Source organism: Gordonia sp. PP30, from assembly GCF_023100845.1.
GTDB lineage: Bacteria > Actinomycetota > Actinomycetes > Mycobacteriales > Mycobacteriaceae > Gordonia.
In genome coordinates, this window is the sequence record NZ_CP095864.1 from 887585 (window position 1) to 903347 (window position 15763).

A 15763-nucleotide genomic window follows, 5' to 3' on the forward strand; every position below is an offset into this window, starting at 1 on the left:
GATACCGGACTATCAGCGATGGGCCGACTTCGGGTGCCCGTCTACAGAAATGGCTCGATGGCGGTGACTACGAACCAGGCCCGACCCAAGTGCGCCTCGATCCACGGTGGAAGTTCTTCCCGATTGCCGATGACGAACATGGAGACCCGCGGCTGATGATCCCGGCTGCATGCTCGTGCGCTCAGTTCAGGTTCACATTGCAGAACATCCTCTCCAGGGGCGGAAGCCATTCGACAGCGAAGCCGACACGCGACGACGCGTAGCGCCAAGCGGAACCTGGCGGCTGCTATCGTCAGATCAGGTCAATGCGGCTGGGGCCGCGGACGCTCACACATTTTGAGGGGCCGGTGAGCCAGATCCCGTAAAGGGGATGGCTACCGCATGTCCAAACTCATCGCCCGAGCGAATCGCCGCTGGGCATCCATTCAAGAAACCGCCGAGTACATCGGCGTCACCGACCGCACCGTACGGCAGATGATTGCCGACGGGCGTCTCAACGGCTACCGCAACGGCAAGCGTCTCGTCCGCCTTGACCTCAACGAGGTGGACGCCGCCATGCGTCCGATGGGTGCTGCCTGATGAGCGTCTACGACTACTTCGACGAGCTCGAAGACCTCGGGCTCCGCGATCACCAGGCCGACGCGATCGGCGGTGAGACCGAGTGAGCGAAATGCGAAACCCCGGCGCTGGGCAGGCAACCGGGGCTCACGAAATCCATGCGGTGGATCAAGCACAGTCTAGCTCGATTCCGCTCTTGTCTGCAGTCTTGTCTGCGGAGAACCTGGCTCCGATCCGCACGGTTCTCCGATTCGCCCGACCGGATGATGTGCGTCTCATCGACGCGCCGACCGCCGCCGCCCTCGACGTGGCGCTCGACATGGTCGACCAGGGTCGCCAGCCGACGGCGGTCGCCTTGCACGCCGAGTTGCTGCGTCTCGGTGGCTACGCCGGGAATGCCGGGGAGCAGGTGCGGAACCGCGTGATCGCCGCGACGTCGCCGGCCGAGCCTCCCGAGCGTCTGCCGGAGTTCGCCGCCGCCGTCCTGGCCGAGGTGTACCGGGCAAAATTTGCGGCCCTCGCGTACGCGCTGGACACGATGGCAGAGACCGCCGCGGAGTCGGAGCTGTGGGTCACGCTGGAACGCGAGGGCCGTGCGATCCGGGCGGTGCGAGACTCACTCACAGCGCTGCGTCAGCATTCCGGGGCGGTGAGCGATGACTGATGATCAGAACGTTCCGATTGTCGGCAGGTACACCGACATCGCCGGGCTGCTCGCGGGAACGCTCGACCCGCCGGCCCCGGAGTTCCTGAGCCGCCTCGACGGCCACGGCCTGCTCTACGGGGCGGCGGTCAACGGTCTGTTCGGCGAAGCCGAATCCGGCAAAACGTGGATCGCGCTTGCGGCGATCGTCGAAGAACTCCGGTCCCGCGACGGCCGGTGCCTGTTCATCGATCTCGACCACAACGGCGCCAGGTCGGTAGTGCTCCGCCTGCTGGACATGGGCGTTCCGCAGTCGGTACTGACCGACCCGGCCCGGTTCCGCTACACCGACCCCGATGAGTCACTTGAAGTGCATGGTGCGATCGCCGACTGCGAGCAGTGGGCGCCGAGTCTGGTGGTCATCGACTCGGTCGGTGAGCTGGTCCCGATGTTCAAGGGCGACTCGAACTCGGGCGATGACTACACCAGTGTGCATCGCAAGACTGCGGCGCGGCTGGCGAAGCTGGGCGCGTGCGTCATCCTGATCGACCACGTCGCGAAGTCTGCGGACTCGGCGAGTCGTGGTGCGATCGGTGCCGGCGCGAAACGGCGTGCTGTCGACGGCGCGTATCTGCGCGTGACGTTGCGTAGTCCTTTCACCCCCGGGCGGGGCGGATCGGCAGTTATCACCGTGAACAAGGACCGGCACGGTGGTGTTCGGGAGCATGCGCACTTGGACGAGGGCTCGAAGGAACCGATCGCGGCGATCTTCGAGATGACCGTCGCCGAGGGGAACATGGGGTGGGCGGTGCGCGCCCCGCTCGCCTCTGACCGGCCGACCGAGACCGCTTCCCCCGCTGATGTTCTTGCCCTGGCCAAGCTGAATCCCGAGCCGCAGACGCTCCGCGAAGTGAAGGCCCGGATGAAGTGGGGTAGCACCCGAGCTGCTGCCGCACTGAAGGCGCTGCGTAGCGGTGAACACCTTGTGATCCCCGATCCCGAGGATCACGCCGGGACCAAGGACCAGACGTCGGAATCGGCCGATGATCCCCGTGATCCCCACCCTAGGGTCCAGGATCGGGGATCACGCCCTGACCTGCACAAACATTCCGATGATCCTGGCGTGATCCCCGAGTCCGGGATCACCAGGAATGCCGGGGATCAACACCTCTGCAAGGTCTGCGGTAGGCCCTGCAAACCCACCATTGCGAGCCATCTCGAATGTCTGCTCGCCAACCAGAAAGGAGACGCTCGATGATCTCTCCGAATCACGAAACTGACTTGCTTGTCTGGTCGGTGCGCCGCGTCTTGGGGGCGGGCGAATGGCTGCTGCAGGAGATCAGCGACCACGGCCATGCCGACGAGTGCTGTGACGGTCCGGCCGACGCGCTCGCTGGTGCGCTGGTGGATCTGCCGCGGCAACTCGCCGCGTTCACGCATTATTCCGACGGCCGCCCGATCGTCTCGTACGTCAAGGCCGACGGCGGCGGTATGCAGTTCTACACACTCTGGCCGCCGCACCCGGCGGACATGCCTACCGAGGCGTGGGAGGAACTGCCGACCGCCGTGGCGCCGCACGCCCGGCACGGGGATCGCGGCTACGTGGTGGTGCGCTGGTGCCCGGTGACCTTCACCGGGTCTGTCAGGTACATCGCCCCTCCGCGGCTGGAGGTTGTCCGATGAAGAAAAAACGCCGTGGTGTCCGATGCAGATCGTGTCCGAAGGTCACCCGTTCAGCGACCCGGTACTGCCGGAACTGCCGGCCCGATCAGCTGATCCCGACCGTGCACCTGCTCGGCGACGGCATGGTGTCGCTGGAGGGGATCACGCTCACGGCCGGGCAGGCCCGCCGTCTCGCCGACGCTCTGCATGACGCCGCCGATCGCGGGGTCGTCCAGTGAGCGACCTCGATGACGATGCGACCCTGCAGATCTTGAAGCGAATCCTGGCCGGGCTGCCGAAACTGTCCGGTGCGGCGTGTGTCGGTCGGGCGGAACTCTTCGCCCCGGCCGAGCCCGACGAGCCCGACGAGCATGTCGAGTATCGCCACCGGCACGCCGCCGCGATCTGCTCGGCGTGCCCTGCCCTCACCGAGTGCCGGGAATGGGCGGACTCGCTCCCGGCGCGTGACCGGCCGCCCGGAGTGCTGGCCGGGACGATCCCCCACCCAGCCGCGGGCCGACCGAGAAAGGCCACGGCAGAGGAGGGCGGTCCTGGTGGAAATCTCGACTGACCAAGTCGCACTCGTGCGGTACGTGGTCGCTGAGTTCGTACGCCGCCGGCAACTCTGCGGGCAGCCCGTACCCGAGCGGGTTCGTCGACTCCTCGCCGAGGTTTCCGCGCACGGAACCTCACGTCGGGACGCCCAACCACACTCGAAACCAGAGACCGACGACCTGATCGACACCGCCCAAGCGGCCCAGATCATCGGAGTCTCCACCCGCCGGATCCGCGGCATCGCCGCCGACCTCGACGGGCAACAGATCGCCGGCAGATGGGTCTTCGCCCGCCGCGCCGTCACCGAATACGCCGAAGCAAAAGGAACCTGACATGGCCAACACCGACCCGCTCATCGCCGGAGTCAAGCAGTACCTCGCCGAACTGTCCGACAACGAGTTCGACGACCTGATCGCCGAAGTCCGCGAACCCGCCGACCACAAGCCCGACGACAAGAGCGTGCAGTCCGGTCGTGACCGCTACCACGCCGGCCGAGGAGCCTGAACCATGACCAACACCACCGTCGACCTGCCGCTCCGCGAACGGATCCGCCAAGCCAACACCGGCCTTCAACACGCGAACACGGTCCGCGACCAGATCAACCGGTTCGCCGCTACACGACACGCACACAACGTCGATACCGACTACACCGAGAAGCTCCACGCTGGCGCCGACCCCGCCGAACTGATCGACGACTACTGCGCTGCGAAGCTCCGCGAGAACGCCGAGAACGCATTCGGTGCACTCACCGCCAACGTCCTACAACGAGTCGCCGACCCGCGCAGCCACGAAGAACACTTCGCCGAGACCGCACTGGCCATGTGCCGCGATGAACTCGACGCCATCTTCACCCGAGTCGACCAGCACCGCGACCTCATCGCCGAACACCCTATGACCGCCGAGGCGGCCCTCAACGGCAACATCGACGACTATCAGACCGTGCAGAAGATCCTCAGCGACTACGACGCCCTGCGCGCCGAGTACGTACGACAGATCCGGCTACTCAACCCGGCGATCGGCGGCGCCACGATCAACGGCATCCAGGCCCGCGACTTCCTCGCCATCGACCCCTACTGGGCGCGCAAACGCGCAGTCGTCCCCATCTCCGACAGCTACCCCGAACCACAGATCGTCCAATGGTTCCGCAGCGGTCACACCATCAAGCCACTGGCGCCGAACCAGTGGATCCTCGCCGTCGCCGATCACCAGCCCTGGCTGCCCACACCAGTCCAGCTCGACACGATCGTCAGTCAGCTCGAACAACTCTGTTCGCGACCCTGGCATTCGGCCACCGCCGGCACCGACCGCGGATGGTTCACCCAAGCGATCGCCGCCATCAGCTCAGCCACCAGCGGCTGAAAGAACCTGGTGCGACGAGCGCGGTCTGATCACTCCTGCTCGCCACACCACGGCAACCCCGACCCCGGTTCTTGCACACGTCCCGGGGTCGGGGTTGAACCACACCCACCGACAGAAAGCCGCCCCCATGTCCCCCTGGGTCAACGGAAACAGCCGCACCAGCACACCGGCATGGCGCAAGATCCGCCGGCAAGCCATCATTCGCGACGGCAACGCCTGCACCCGCTGCGGCGCCGACGGCCGTCAAGTGCAACTGTTCTGCGACCACATCATCCCCGTCGCCGAAGGCGGCACCGACACCCTCGACAACGCCACCATGCTGTGCGGACCCTGCCACCAGCCCAAGACCCGCAGCGAGGCAGCCCGCGGCCGACAACGCCGAGCAGCCCGCCGCTACCGACCCACCGAACAACACCCCGGTCTGAGTAGCTAGGTGTCCGTCCTACCGATAGATCGCGATGATGTCGAGGGTGAGGCCCGGTCCCTTGATCGAACTTGCGTCGCCATCCTTTGGCACCTCACGAGCCATCTGGCGGCGCTGGTCTCGCGGCAGGAGATTCATACCTGGCAGTGCGAGAATAGGCAGCCACTCGTCATCAGCCCAACGCTTGATCACTTTGCCCACGACAACCACATCGCCATCGAGGTCTGCTGACCGCAGGTGCTGGCGCTCGACTTTGCCAGCGACCTTCCACGTGGCGTCCTCGAACTCTCCGACCACCATGAGGTCGGTGTCCGGCATGGACGCGAGTGCCTGGCGCACGGAGTCCCGCTCCGTTCTATCCGGTAGACCAATGGTGTCGAGTCCCAGAGTCTCAGCCATCGGCTCGAAGCTGGCCATCAGATCGAGAGCCTGAACTACGTCACCGTCTCGCTGAAGCATCTTCACCATCTCCGGGACGTAGATGTCGACCGACAGCTCGACGATATGGCCGATCGGCAGCTGCCCGAGCCCCGCTGGTTCAAACTCGACAGACCACTCGTTTGGAGTATCCCGGCCGAGGGTCGACAGCCGCTCGTACCTCGCTTCCGGCGTATCGACGATCGAATGAGTCTCGCGTGTCGTCCGCCCCTTGCCGACTCCCGCCGACACCGGGCCAATACCGAGCCGTGCATCGAACTTTCCTTCCGACGCCTGTTCGCGCGCAATGGACTCGCGTGCGCCGTCCTCGAACGAGCCTAGGTACGCCGAGACGATCGAGTCATCGAGGTAGAGAAATCTGCGGAATGCCATCTGCTCACCATAGAGCCGAGCCCCGACAACCCGGGGGGCGGAAATCATTTGTTTGGTTCGGAGGGGGGTGGGGGGATGCCCCTCCCCAGCACCTGTAGGGGCCACGTAGGGCATACGCGCTGAGGGTCGCTACGGGTCTGGGGATTCTCGCCAACGGGGAGGGGGGATCGGAGAAATACCGCCTAACTAGTAGCGGTCCCTCGCAGAGGGCTGGTCACCGGACAATGTCCCTGTGACCGTCGTGCCCGCTCGATCCGTTCAGACGAGGTCAGGTCCGGCGCACGCGCAGCGGAGAGCACGTCGACGACTGCTCAACTCGCGGCCGCCGCAGTCTCTATCTGTCACAACTCAATCGACGTGTAACGGCTAGCTGCTATAGTCGTCACATGGCTACTGAGTGTGACACTTGCGGGTCTGAGTTCTCCCCGGCGCGTGCTGACGCCCGGTATTGCTCGGGCCGGTGTCGCACGATCGCCTACCGCAAGCGCAACGAGCCTGAGCGTGCACCGCGTAAGCGTCGGCCGCTGCCTGACGCGTTCTGGAAGGGCACGTACGACCTGGAACGGCGTGTGGAGTCGCTGGGGCGTCTGGTCTCCGATGATCGGTTCGGCCGGAACCGGGAGGTCGTCGCGCAGATGAACCGTGGATCGCTGGTGCGGGTCCGCGATCAGCTCGATCAGATCATCGCCGATCTGTCACACGCCGAACCTGCTGTAACGGTTACGTTGGTCGATGATGACTCGCCGCGGCCGGTCAAGAAGTCCGATGCCGAGATGCTGGACGAGATCATCGGCTCGATCGCCGACTATGCCGAGCTGGTGCAGTTTGTCCGGCCTGGCAAGGTTCCGGTCGACGAGGCCGTGACGATGGCGTCGAAGGCTCGGGTGGCGTGGCAGGTGATCGACCGACGCTTGACCAACATCATCACCCCGAGTCGTCACAAGCCTAAGACGCGGTGACGCTTACGCGTGCTCCGCTGTGCGCGGGCCGGACCGGTGTTACAGCGGTGCAGGCCCAATGCTGGCCCGTGCTCTCCGCTGCGCGTGGGCCGGACGGAGAGATTTTGAAAGATTCAAAATCGTCGTCGGTGCTCTCCGCTGTGCGCGGGCCGGACGCCTTAGCCGTCGCAGATAAACGAAGATCTTCGCTGTTCTCCGCTGCGCACGGGCCGGGCACTTCCCGAGCTGGACTGATTGGCACGGCACGCCCGGTCTACGTTCACATCCAGGCAATCGAACCCAAGGGTGCCGGTGTCGTTGCCCCATCGCCGGAATCGACCCACGGACCAAGCTCATTACCGCGTCAGACCACGACTCATAGCCTCACCGGTGACCGGCAAGGCGAGACTGTGGCACCCTCCGCGCGCGCTGCTCGGGTGGCTCTGGACCAGGCAGAGACTGGGCTACTGGTCGCCGGTCGGTTTACGTCGGACTCGGCAATAGCGACGGCAACGCGGTCGGAACGGTTGCGTGCGTGCCCCCGCGGGAATCGAACCCGCGACCTGCATGGGGAAAACGACCATGCAGGTGACCGTCAGGGCTGGTCGATCAGCGAGGCAGACGTGGTGCGGGCTGGTCGATCCTGCTGGCGACGTCGGCGAAGTACACCAGCGCGGCCGCGAGCTGACGGGCCTCGCCCGGCGTGAGCGCGATGTCGGGATCATCGGACCCGTGAAGGTAGAGGCCGACGACGTTCTTCAGCTTGTTGTGGAGCGGCACCCGATCGGCGGGCATCTCCCCGTTGATGTACTCGGAGTTGGCCTCGACGTAGACCGTGCGCGGCTGACCGTCTGGCGCGATACCGTCCGCACCAACCGAGATCGATCGGCACCAGCGGCCATGTACGGCAGGATCGGCGCCGTGCACCGGTATCTCGCCGTCGAGTGCCTGATCGCAGTACGTGGCGCACCAGCCGTAGTAGCTCACGGTTTCTCCGCTCACGAGATCACCTCGATCTCGACGTCGGCGAGGAACCGGTCGTCGCGCCACAGGTAGGCGACGGTGCCGTGGGCGCTGAATGTGACGAGCGCACCAGGGAACCGATCGCTAACCAACTGGTCGACTGCGGCCTCAGGTGTGAGCCCGTACGTGAACTGCCTGCTGCCCTTCCGGGATGGCGCGGCGTGGTGGACGGTCAACATCGTGGTGCTCATGACGGTGCCCCGGCGTACCAGCCGAGCGCGAACACCAGGTGAGCGAGCAGCAGGAACGCGCCATAGACGGCGAGCGTGCCGACCCCGATCAGGGCCGTAGATAGAATCGTGGAACGGTGCATCGGACTTGACCTCCGGTGTGTCCGAGGCCCCGATTCAGCGTTACCGCGCTGAGCGGGGCCGATCTTTGTTCGGACGAGTACCAAGAGGCACGTATCTGGCACGTAAGCGTCAGTGAAAGCCAGAAAACATATCTGACCTGCACTGATCTAAGTGCTCCCGGCAGGATTCGAACCTGCGACACCCGCTTTAGGAGAGCGGTGCTCTATCCCCTGAGCTACGAGAGCGCGACCGTCTCCGGCCGGTGCGGACCGTGCTCGTGGGGTCGACGGTCCGCGTGTGGAAGTGTACGTCAGCGGGTACGGGACGGGCGGGGCGTGCCCGGTGGTGCGCCGGTTGCGGCGAACGACCCGGTACCTTGCTTCGTAAGGACTCCGGCAATGCCGGAGGAAAGCGGCAGACGAGCGAAGACAGGCGGGTACGACGATGTGGTGGTGGTTGCTCCTCCTTCTCCTCATCCCGGTGATCTGGGGCGGGTGGGCGTACTCGCGCCGCGGCCGCGTCAAGGAGCACGTGGTGCATGCGGGGCGTCCGGACGGCGACGACGTGCCGCGCATCGACCTGTCGAGCGGCCCCGCGACGCCGCCGCCCGCGCCGGTGCCCGCGCCCGCCGAGGTCGACGTGCCCGCCGCCGCGCCGCAGCCGCGTCGTACGGCGACCGGTGACGGCGTCGGGTCGTACCTCGACGCGGCCGGCGACCGGGTGCCGATCCCGATCGGCGGGCACGCGCCGCTCGTCGCCGACGCTCAGCGCGCGCCGGACGGCTACCCGATCAAGGGCGACGCCGACACCGGCCTCTACCACCTGCCGGAGGATCCGTGGTTCGGCGAGGTGATCGCCGCCGTGTGGTTCGCCAGCGAGGCCGCCGCGCGGGCCGGCGGGTTCCGGCGGGCCGGAAGCGACCCCGAGGAAGCGGCGACCCGATGACCGCGCCCCGGACCGTCCTGGTCACCGGCGCCACCAGCGGCATCGGCGCCGAGGTGGCACGACAATTCGCCGCCCAGGGCCTGCGCGTCTACGGCACCACCCGCAACCCGGATACGGTGAGCGACCCGATCCCCGGCGTCATCTACGTCCGCCTCGACAACGCCGACTTCGCTACCGCCCAGACCTGCGCGGACGAGGTCGGCGAGGTCGACATCCTGATCAACAACGCCGGCGAGAGCCACGCCGGCGCGTTCGAGGACACCCCGATGGACGAGATCGAGCGGCTCTTCGCCGTCAACGTCTTCGGGCCGCTCGCCCTCACCAAGGCCGTCCTGCCCGGCATGCGGGCACGACGCCGCGGCACCGTCGTGATGGTCGGCTCCATGCTGTCGAGCTTTCCGATCGCCTTCCGCTCCACCTACGCCGCCACCAAGTCCGCGATCAAGGCGTACGCCTTCTCGCTGCGCCGCGAGGTGGCGCCCTACGGCATCCGGGTGATCTCGGTGGAGCCGGGCACCATCGCCACCGGCATCGGCACCCGCCGCACCCTGCACATCGCCGACGACTCCCCGTACCGCGAGGAGTTCGAGATCGTGAAGGCCACCACCGCGCGGAACGAGACGCAGGGCATCAGCGCCGAGGACATGGCCGAGCAGATCGTGTCCGCCGCCCTCTCCGCGCATCCGAAGCCCTTCTACGCCCGCGGGAACCGCGCGCCGGTCGTCTTCTTCCTCCGCCGCCTGGCGCCGCGCCAGATGGTGCTCGACCTGAGCTCGAAGATCCACGGCCTCGCCAAGGTTCGCCCCTGATGCCTTCCGGCACGGCGAATCCCGCGATCACCCTGCGGGTGATCGGGATCGGCCCCGGCGGCCCGCGGCAGATCACCCTCGAAGCGATCGACGCGATCGCCGCCACCGACGTGTTCTTCCTGCTGGACAAGGGATCCCGCGTCGCGCAGCTCACCGCCGTGCGCCAGGACTTCCTCGACCGGTACGCCCGCGACGGCCACCGCGTCGTCGTCGTGCACGACCCGCCGCGCGACCGGGAGCCCGCCGACTACGCCGCCGAGGTACGGCGCTGGCACACCGCCCGTGTCGACGCCCTCGCGGCGGCGATCACCGGTTCGTTGAGCCCGGGTGAGTCTGGCGCCTTCCTGGTCTGGGGAGATCCCGCCCTGTACGACTCGACGCTCCGGCTCACCGACCAGCTCACCGGGCGCGCCGGACTGGACATCGAAGTCGAGGCGATCCCCGGGGTCACCAGCGCGTCCGCGCTGACCGCCGCGCACGGCATCGTCGCGCACGACATCGGGGAGCCGGTCGTCATCACCACCGGGCGACGGCTCGGCGAGGACGACGGCCCCAACCGGATCGTCATGCTCGATTCCCACCTCGCCTTCACGAGCGCTGCCGCCCCCGACGACCACGTCTACTGGGGAGCGAATCTCGGCACCCCCGAGCAGGTGCTGCGCAGCGGGCGGGTCGGCGACGTCGCCGCCGACATCGAGCGCGAGCGCGCCCGGCTCCGCGAGCGGACCGGCTGGGTGATGGACGTCTACCTGCTGCGTCGCGCGGGGGGCACCGGCGACGGTTCACCAGGGTGAGCGCAGCGCTTCCAGCAGGTCGTCGGCGATCTCCCGCCGGCAGATGACGAAGTCCGGCATGTACGGCTGCGGATTGTTGTAGACGATCGGGGCGCCGCTCAGCCGCGAACAGTGCAGACCGGCGGCCTCGGCGACCCCGACCGGCGCGCAGTTGTCCCACTCGAACTGGCCTCCGGCGTGGACATACGCGTCGACGTCGCCGCGCACCACGGCCATCGCCTTGGCGCCCGCCGAACCGATGTGCACCGCGTCCAGGCCGAGCCGATCGGCGACCGTCGCGCTGGGATAGGAGTGCCCGTAGCGGGACACCGCGATGCGCCCGGTGAGCGGTCCGTCGGCGGGCGGCACCTCGTCGGAGCGGTACACCTCGCCCTGGGCGGGCAACGACACCGCCGCGGCCACCGGGCGGCCGTCGACGGTCAGCGCGACGTGCACGGCCCAGTGCGTGGTGCCGCGGGAGAACTCGGAGGTGCCGTCGAGCGGGTCGATGATCCAGACGCGTTCGGCGCCCAGGCGCGCGAGGTCGTCGTCGGCCTCCTCGGACAGCACGGCGTCGCGCGGCCGTTGCCGTGTCAGCACCCGCGAGATCCAGGCCTGGGCGAGCGCATCGCCGACGTCGCCCAGCTCCCGGCGATCGAGCAGCCCGCCGTGCCCCACCCCGAGGAGCAACTGGCCCGCGCCCTCGGCGATCACCGCGGCGAGTTCGGCGTCGGTGTGGCGCGAGGAGGGGCGGGTCATTCCTCTACCCAAGCACATCGGCGCGCGGCCTCGCGCACACTGGAGGCATGCCCGAACTCCCCGAAGTCGCCGCCCTGGCCGCATTCCTCGACGACCGGGCCGCGGGCTTCCCGATCCGCCGGATCGACGTGGCCTCGCTGTCCGTGCTCAAGACCGCCGAGCCGCCGTACACCGAACTCGCCGGGCGGGTCGTCACCTCGGTCGGGCGCATCGGCAAATATCTGGTCATCGACGCCGACGGGATCTACCTGGTGATCCACCTGTCCAGGGCGGGCTGGATCCGCTGGAGCGAGAACCTCGCGCCCGCACCGCCGCGGCCCGGCGGCAAGGGGCCGATCGCGCTGCGCGTGCACTGCGGACTGCCGGGGGAGGGGTTCGACGTCACCGAGGCCGGTACCCAGAAACGACTCGCCGCCTGGGTGGTCCGCGACCCGCACGACGCCCCGCGCATCGCGACCCTCGGGCCCGACGCGCTCGCCTTGTCGCGCGACGATTTCGCCGCGCTCCTGGCCGGCGACGGCCGCCGGATCAAAACGGTCCTGACCGACCAGCGCACCCTGTGCGGGATCGGCAACGCCTACTCCGATGAGATCCTGCACGCCGCGCGGCTCTCCCCTTTCGCCACCGCGAAGTCGCTGACCGGCGATGCCGTGACCGCGCTGTACGACGCCATGCGCGCCACCCTGCTGGACGCGACCGCGCGTCTGGAAGGACAGGGTGCGGCCCGGCTCAAGGCCGAGAAGCGCACCGGCCTGAAAGTGCACGCGCGGACCGGGCTGCCCTGCCCGCACTGCGGCGACATCGTCCGCGAGGTGTCGTACACGGACCGGTCGTTCCAGTACTGCGCCACGTGCCAGACCGGCGGCAAGGTCCTCGCCGACCGCCGCATGTCCCGGCTGCTCAAGTAGCGGTGTCCCGACACTGTCGTATCCGTTGGTCGCCGACCAACGGATACGACAGTGTCGCGGCGCGGTCATCCGGCGAGGAGCATCCTCTCGCGTAGCAGGCCGATCACCAGTTCCATGCAGCCCGCCGGGTCGCCGGTCAGGTCATGCCAGCTGAACGAGAGTGTCACCCACCCGGCGCGCGCGAGCGCGTTGCGTTTGCGCATGTCCCGAAGGAACGACTTGTGGTCGCGATGGTAGGCCCACCCGTCGATCTCGACGGCAACCTTCAGCCCGGGCCAGGCGAAATCCACGGCCCAGCCCTGGAACGGATACTGCTGAACGCAGCCGTCGAGTCCTTCGGCCTTCACCAGTCGCCGGAACACCTCTTCGGCCTTCGACTGGGTGTCGGCGTCGAGCACGGCGACGAGCTCGCGCGCGAGCGACATGCCCCGCATACGCGGATTCCGCAGCAGGGCCTTCTCCAAGTCTTTGAGAGTCACCACGCTCGTCTGGAGTAGCTGGTCGAGGAAGTGCGAGGGATCGTCGGCCGAGGCGACGGCGCCCAGGATGCTCAGCGCGAGCCCGGTGACCGACACGCCGTCGACTACCGCGAGGTCCTCGGCGCAGAAGGTCCGCCGGACGATGTCGATCGGGCACCCCGTCCAGCGGCTCTCGGGAACGGCGGACCGCACCGAGAGGGTCAGCGGCTGCGGCAGGTCGGGGAGAAGTCCGTGCCACCATGCTGCCGTGGTCCTGTCCAGGACGCCGCGGTGAACCAGGGCGGCGGCCCGGACCATCGCTCGCTCGGTGTACGGGAAGGCCGCGAGTCGCCACACCCCCGGCGCGACCGGCAGCCATTCCCGTCGTGTGCGTCGTCCGTGGACGTCGCTCGCCGTCAGATCGCACGACTTGGCCTGTGCGGTGGTGATCAGTCCGTCCTGGGCGGCGAAGATACTCGCCAGATCCGCCGATTCGTCCATGACACTTAGACGCAGCAGACGGTGATGCCGGTTCCGTCGTGATCGAGACTGTCGTATCTGTTGGTCGGCGACCAACAGATACGACGGTCTCGCGACCTACCAGTTCTTGTTGAGCTTGGACTCGACCAGCATCACGTTGTAGTCGCTCCAGCGGGAGCCGTTGAAGTACAGCCGGTTGTCGGTCGTGCTGGTCAGCGCGGGGGAGTGCGGCAGCATCATCGGGCCGTACAGGACCACGGCCCCCGCCGGGACCAGCGTCTTCGGGGCGCTCCACGGGCCCTGGATCGCGGTGGCGGTGCGGATCCGGATCCCGTTGTCGCCGTCGATCATCACGTACTTGCCGAGATACTCGCACCAGGCCACGGACAGCTCGGTGACCTGGTCTTTCACGATCGCCGAGTCGTCGCTGAGCGCGCCCAGGTCGGACGTCCAGGCGGTGCCCGTCCAGTACTCGTAGGCCGCGAGATTCAGGATGTCGCCGGGGTGGAACCGGGCGAGATAGGCGCGGCCGAAGCGGCCGTTCGGCGTGCCGACCTGGTAGACGTACGGGTCGTCGCCGTGCCCGCGCACGTAGCCGCTCTGCTGGAAGCGGCTGTTGTTCACGTTCACCGTCGGTGCATCCTGCGGCAGCGCCAGGGTGACCGGGGCGTTCACCCTGATGGTGGAGGTGTCGGCGGCCCACGTCTGGCCGTTGTCCGAGGAGACGGCGATCGCCGAGAAGTTGGTGTCCCAGACCCCGGCGTCGCCCCAGTGCCGCACCGACATGAAGTTGACGTACTGCTTGCCGCCGAGGCTGATGCCGGCGGTCGGGATGGTGGTGACCTCGACGAAGTCCTGCCCGATGGCGCGGATCATCTCCGTCGCGTAGTTGTCGTTCGGCGCGATCACCACCGCCCCGGACGCGGTGTCCCCGGGCTTTCCCGGCTCGATGGTGAGGCCGTCGGCCAGGTTGTCGTCGTCGGTGCGGGTCAGCACGTTGTTGCGCCACTGATGGCCGGTGACGTTGCACCAGCCGAAGGTGTCGCCGAAAGCCATCAGCGTCTGCCCCTGCCCGTTGTCCCAGGCGACGCCGAGGTCGGTGCCGGAGATGGTGAAGCGGTTCAGGGTGGTGTTGGGGCTCTTCGGGCCGGTGACCCACGAGACGATCCGTGAGGTCGAGTCCTTCCAGGTGGGGAGTGCGCCCTGCGGTCCGGAGCCGGGCTCGACCGGGTCGGCGCCGCCGCCGAGGGAACCGTTGCCGCCCAGTGAGCTGTTGCCGCCGAGGGAACTGTTGCCGCCGAGGGAACTGTTGCCGCTCGATCCGGTCGACGAGCTGTCCCCGCACGGGGCGGCCGTCGCGGGTGGCGCCGCGACGGTGGTGAGGGTCGCGGCCGCGGCGATCGCGGTTCCCAGGACGAGACGGATCGCGGTGCGAGATAGGACGGCCATGCGTTCCCCCAGGAAACCTGTGACGGATGTGATGAAAGTGACAGTAGAGGTTTTGGCGTGAATGTCCGTCCCGGAGGTCCCCGGTGTCCGTCACGATCCGGTAACGATCGCCCGCGGGACGGTCCGGGTAGATTCGTCTCCCGTGACCCGTCAGCGAATCCTCATCACCGGCGCCAGCTCCGGACTCGGCGAGGGCATGGCCCGCGAGTTCGCCCGCCGCGGCCGTGCTCTCGGCCTCGCCGCGCGCCGCCTCGACCGTCTCACCGAACTGGCCGACGAGCTCGCGCCGCAGGCCGGGCAGATCGCGGTGACCCGCCTCGACGTCACCGATGTCGACGACGTGCCGCGCGCCTTCACCGAACTGGCCACCGAACTCGGCGGCGTCGACCGGGTGATCGTGAACGCCGGCCTCGGCAAGGGCTCCCCGATCGGCACCGGCCACGCGGCGGCCAACATCGAGACCGTGCAGACCAACCTGATCGGCGCGCTCGCCCAGGCCGAGGCCGCGATGGAGATCTTCCGCGCGCAGGGCCACGGCCACCTGGTCCTGGTCAGCTCCATCAGCGCTGTCCGCGGGCTGCCCAAGGCCCAGGCGGCGTACTCCGCGTCGAAGGCCGGGGTGTCCGCGCTCGGCCAGGGGTTGCAGGCCGAACTGGCCGGGAGCCCGATCACCGTCAGCGTGATCCTGCCGGGCTACATCGAGACCGACATCAACCGCGGGGTCAAGACCAAGCTGATGACCGACACCGACTCCGGTGTGCGGGCCATGGTCGCCGCGATCGAGGCCGAGCCGCGCCGTGCCGAGGTGCCCGCGTGGCCGTGGAAGCCGATCGCCGCCGCGCTGCGTTATCTCCCCGACGCCCTGTCCGCCAAGCTGGTGTAGACCCTGCGGTCCGCGCCGCGGGTCACTACTGTCG

At 67.9% G+C, this 15763-nt stretch carries 23 protein-coding genes and 1 tRNA gene; 16 read left to right on the forward strand and 8 right to left on the reverse strand.

Features of this window, described 5'->3' with window-relative positions; all coding sequences use genetic code 11:
- The first annotated feature begins 381 nt into the window (after positions 1-381).
- From MYK68_RS04055 to MYK68_RS04100, 10 genes are all read left to right on the forward strand, one after another.
- Complete coding sequence (locus tag MYK68_RS04055) at positions 382-579, forward strand: excisionase family DNA-binding protein (protein ID WP_247866435.1); 198 nt, start codon at positions 382-384, stop codon at positions 577-579.
- An 82-nt stretch (positions 580-661) separates the two neighbouring features.
- Positions 662-1222, forward strand: coding sequence for a hypothetical protein (locus tag MYK68_RS04060; RefSeq protein ID WP_247866436.1), 561 nt, complete (start codon positions 662-664; stop codon positions 1220-1222).
- Positions 1215-2459, forward strand: coding sequence for an AAA family ATPase (locus MYK68_RS04065; protein ID WP_247866437.1), 1245 nt, complete (start codon positions 1215-1217; stop codon positions 2457-2459). The genes MYK68_RS04060 and MYK68_RS04065 overlap by 8 nt, the downstream gene beginning before the upstream one ends.
- Complete coding sequence (locus tag MYK68_RS04070) at positions 2456-2884, forward strand: hypothetical protein (protein ID WP_247866438.1); 429 nt, start codon at positions 2456-2458, stop codon at positions 2882-2884. The genes MYK68_RS04065 and MYK68_RS04070 overlap by 4 nt, the downstream gene beginning before the upstream one ends.
- Positions 2881-3102: a hypothetical protein gene (locus MYK68_RS04075; protein ID WP_247866439.1), complete on the forward strand. Its 222-nt coding sequence runs from the start codon at positions 2881-2883 to the stop codon at positions 3100-3102. The genes MYK68_RS04070 and MYK68_RS04075 overlap by 4 nt, the downstream gene beginning before the upstream one ends.
- Positions 3099-3434, forward strand: a complete 336-nt coding sequence (locus MYK68_RS04080; RefSeq protein ID WP_247866440.1) for a WhiB family transcriptional regulator — start codon at positions 3099-3101, stop codon at positions 3432-3434. Before MYK68_RS04075 ends, MYK68_RS04080 begins: the two co-directional genes overlap by 4 nt.
- Positions 3418-3750 carry a hypothetical protein gene (locus tag MYK68_RS04085; RefSeq protein WP_247866441.1) on the forward strand — a complete coding sequence of 111 codons (333 nt, stop codon included), beginning with the start codon at positions 3418-3420 and terminating at the stop codon, positions 3748-3750. Before MYK68_RS04080 ends, MYK68_RS04085 begins: the two co-directional genes overlap by 17 nt.
- 1 nt (position 3751) lies before the next feature.
- Complete coding sequence (locus MYK68_RS04090; protein WP_247866442.1) at positions 3752-3922, forward strand: hypothetical protein; 171 nt, start codon at positions 3752-3754, stop codon at positions 3920-3922.
- A gap of 3 nt (positions 3923-3925) precedes the next feature.
- A complete protein-coding gene (locus MYK68_RS04095) occupies positions 3926-4777 on the forward strand; it encodes a hypothetical protein (protein WP_247866443.1) in 852 nt (283 codons plus the stop codon).
- 127 nt (positions 4778-4904) lie between these two features.
- Positions 4905-5210 carry an HNH endonuclease gene (locus MYK68_RS04100; protein WP_247866444.1) on the forward strand — a complete coding sequence of 102 codons (306 nt, stop codon included), beginning with the start codon at positions 4905-4907 and terminating at the stop codon, positions 5208-5210.
- A 9-nt stretch (positions 5211-5219) separates the two neighbouring features.
- Here MYK68_RS04100 and MYK68_RS04105 read toward each other — a convergent pair whose 3' ends face one another.
- On the reverse strand, positions 5220-6011 hold the full coding sequence (locus tag MYK68_RS04105; RefSeq protein ID WP_247866445.1) for a DUF6414 family protein: 792 nt from the start codon (positions 6009-6011) through the stop codon (positions 5220-5222).
- A 653-nt stretch (positions 6012-6664) separates the two neighbouring features.
- Between MYK68_RS04105 and MYK68_RS04110 the strand changes: the two genes are divergently transcribed.
- Positions 6665-6970, forward strand: a complete 306-nt coding sequence (locus MYK68_RS04110; RefSeq protein WP_247866446.1) for a hypothetical protein — start codon at positions 6665-6667, stop codon at positions 6968-6970.
- Between the two features lie 588 nt (positions 6971-7558).
- Here MYK68_RS04110 and MYK68_RS04115 read toward each other — a convergent pair.
- From MYK68_RS04115 to MYK68_RS04125, 4 genes are all read right to left on the reverse strand, one after another.
- Complete coding sequence (locus tag MYK68_RS04115) at positions 7559-7951, reverse strand: hypothetical protein (protein ID WP_247866447.1); 393 nt, start codon at positions 7949-7951, stop codon at positions 7559-7561.
- Positions 7948-8163, reverse strand: coding sequence for a hypothetical protein (locus MYK68_RS04120; RefSeq protein ID WP_247866448.1), 216 nt, complete (start codon positions 8161-8163; stop codon positions 7948-7950). The genes MYK68_RS04115 and MYK68_RS04120 overlap by 4 nt, the downstream gene beginning before the upstream one ends.
- Entirely contained in the window at positions 8160-8285 is a 126-nt protein-coding gene (locus MYK68_RS20755; protein ID WP_283255273.1) for a hypothetical protein, read from the reverse strand. The genes MYK68_RS04120 and MYK68_RS20755 overlap by 4 nt, the downstream gene beginning before the upstream one ends.
- Before the next feature lie 152 nt (positions 8286-8437).
- Positions 8438-8510: transfer RNA gene (locus tag MYK68_RS04125), tRNA-Arg, on the reverse strand.
- A 211-nt stretch (positions 8511-8721) separates the two neighbouring features.
- Between MYK68_RS04125 and MYK68_RS04130 the strand changes: the two genes are divergently transcribed.
- From MYK68_RS04130 to cobF, 3 genes are read left to right on the forward strand one after another with little or no spacing between them, the layout of a single operon-like run.
- A complete protein-coding gene (locus MYK68_RS04130) occupies positions 8722-9210 on the forward strand; it encodes a sunset domain-containing protein (RefSeq protein ID WP_247866449.1) in 489 nt (162 codons plus the stop codon).
- Positions 9207-10019: an SDR family oxidoreductase gene (locus MYK68_RS04135; RefSeq protein ID WP_247866450.1), complete on the forward strand. Its 813-nt coding sequence runs from the start codon at positions 9207-9209 to the stop codon at positions 10017-10019. The genes MYK68_RS04130 and MYK68_RS04135 overlap by 4 nt, the downstream gene beginning before the upstream one ends.
- Positions 10019-10813 carry a precorrin-6A synthase (deacetylating) gene (gene cobF / locus MYK68_RS04140; protein ID WP_247866451.1) on the forward strand — a complete coding sequence of 265 codons (795 nt, stop codon included), beginning with the start codon at positions 10019-10021 and terminating at the stop codon, positions 10811-10813. The genes MYK68_RS04135 and cobF overlap by 1 nt, the downstream gene beginning before the upstream one ends.
- Here cobF and MYK68_RS04145 read toward each other — a convergent pair.
- The gene (locus tag MYK68_RS04145; protein ID WP_247866452.1) at positions 10802-11551 is read right to left on the reverse strand and encodes a 3'(2'),5'-bisphosphate nucleotidase CysQ; all 750 of its coding nucleotides are present in this window, start codon (positions 11549-11551) and stop codon (positions 10802-10804) included. The two genes, cobF and MYK68_RS04145, sit on opposite strands and share 12 nt — an antisense overlap.
- Before the next feature lie 47 nt (positions 11552-11598).
- Here MYK68_RS04145 and MYK68_RS04150 point away from each other — a divergent pair, with 47 nt between their 5' ends.
- The gene (locus MYK68_RS04150; RefSeq protein WP_247866453.1) at positions 11599-12459 is read left to right on the forward strand and encodes a DNA-formamidopyrimidine glycosylase family protein; all 861 of its coding nucleotides are present in this window, start codon (positions 11599-11601) and stop codon (positions 12457-12459) included.
- 65 nt (positions 12460-12524) lie between these two features.
- On the opposite strand, the gene MYK68_RS04155 is transcribed toward MYK68_RS04150, so the two are convergent.
- A complete protein-coding gene (locus tag MYK68_RS04155) occupies positions 12525-13418 on the reverse strand; it encodes a DUF559 domain-containing protein (RefSeq protein WP_247866454.1) in 894 nt (297 codons plus the stop codon).
- Positions 13419-13514: 96 nt separating this feature from the next.
- Complete coding sequence (locus MYK68_RS04160) at positions 13515-14846, reverse strand: glycoside hydrolase family 183 protein (protein ID WP_247866455.1); 1332 nt, start codon at positions 14844-14846, stop codon at positions 13515-13517.
- A 196-nt stretch (positions 14847-15042) separates the two neighbouring features.
- Between MYK68_RS04160 and MYK68_RS04165 the strand changes: the two genes are divergently transcribed.
- Entirely contained in the window at positions 15043-15729 is a 687-nt protein-coding gene (locus MYK68_RS04165) for an SDR family oxidoreductase (RefSeq protein WP_247867917.1), read from the forward strand.
- Positions 15730-15763: the final 34 nt, after the last annotated feature.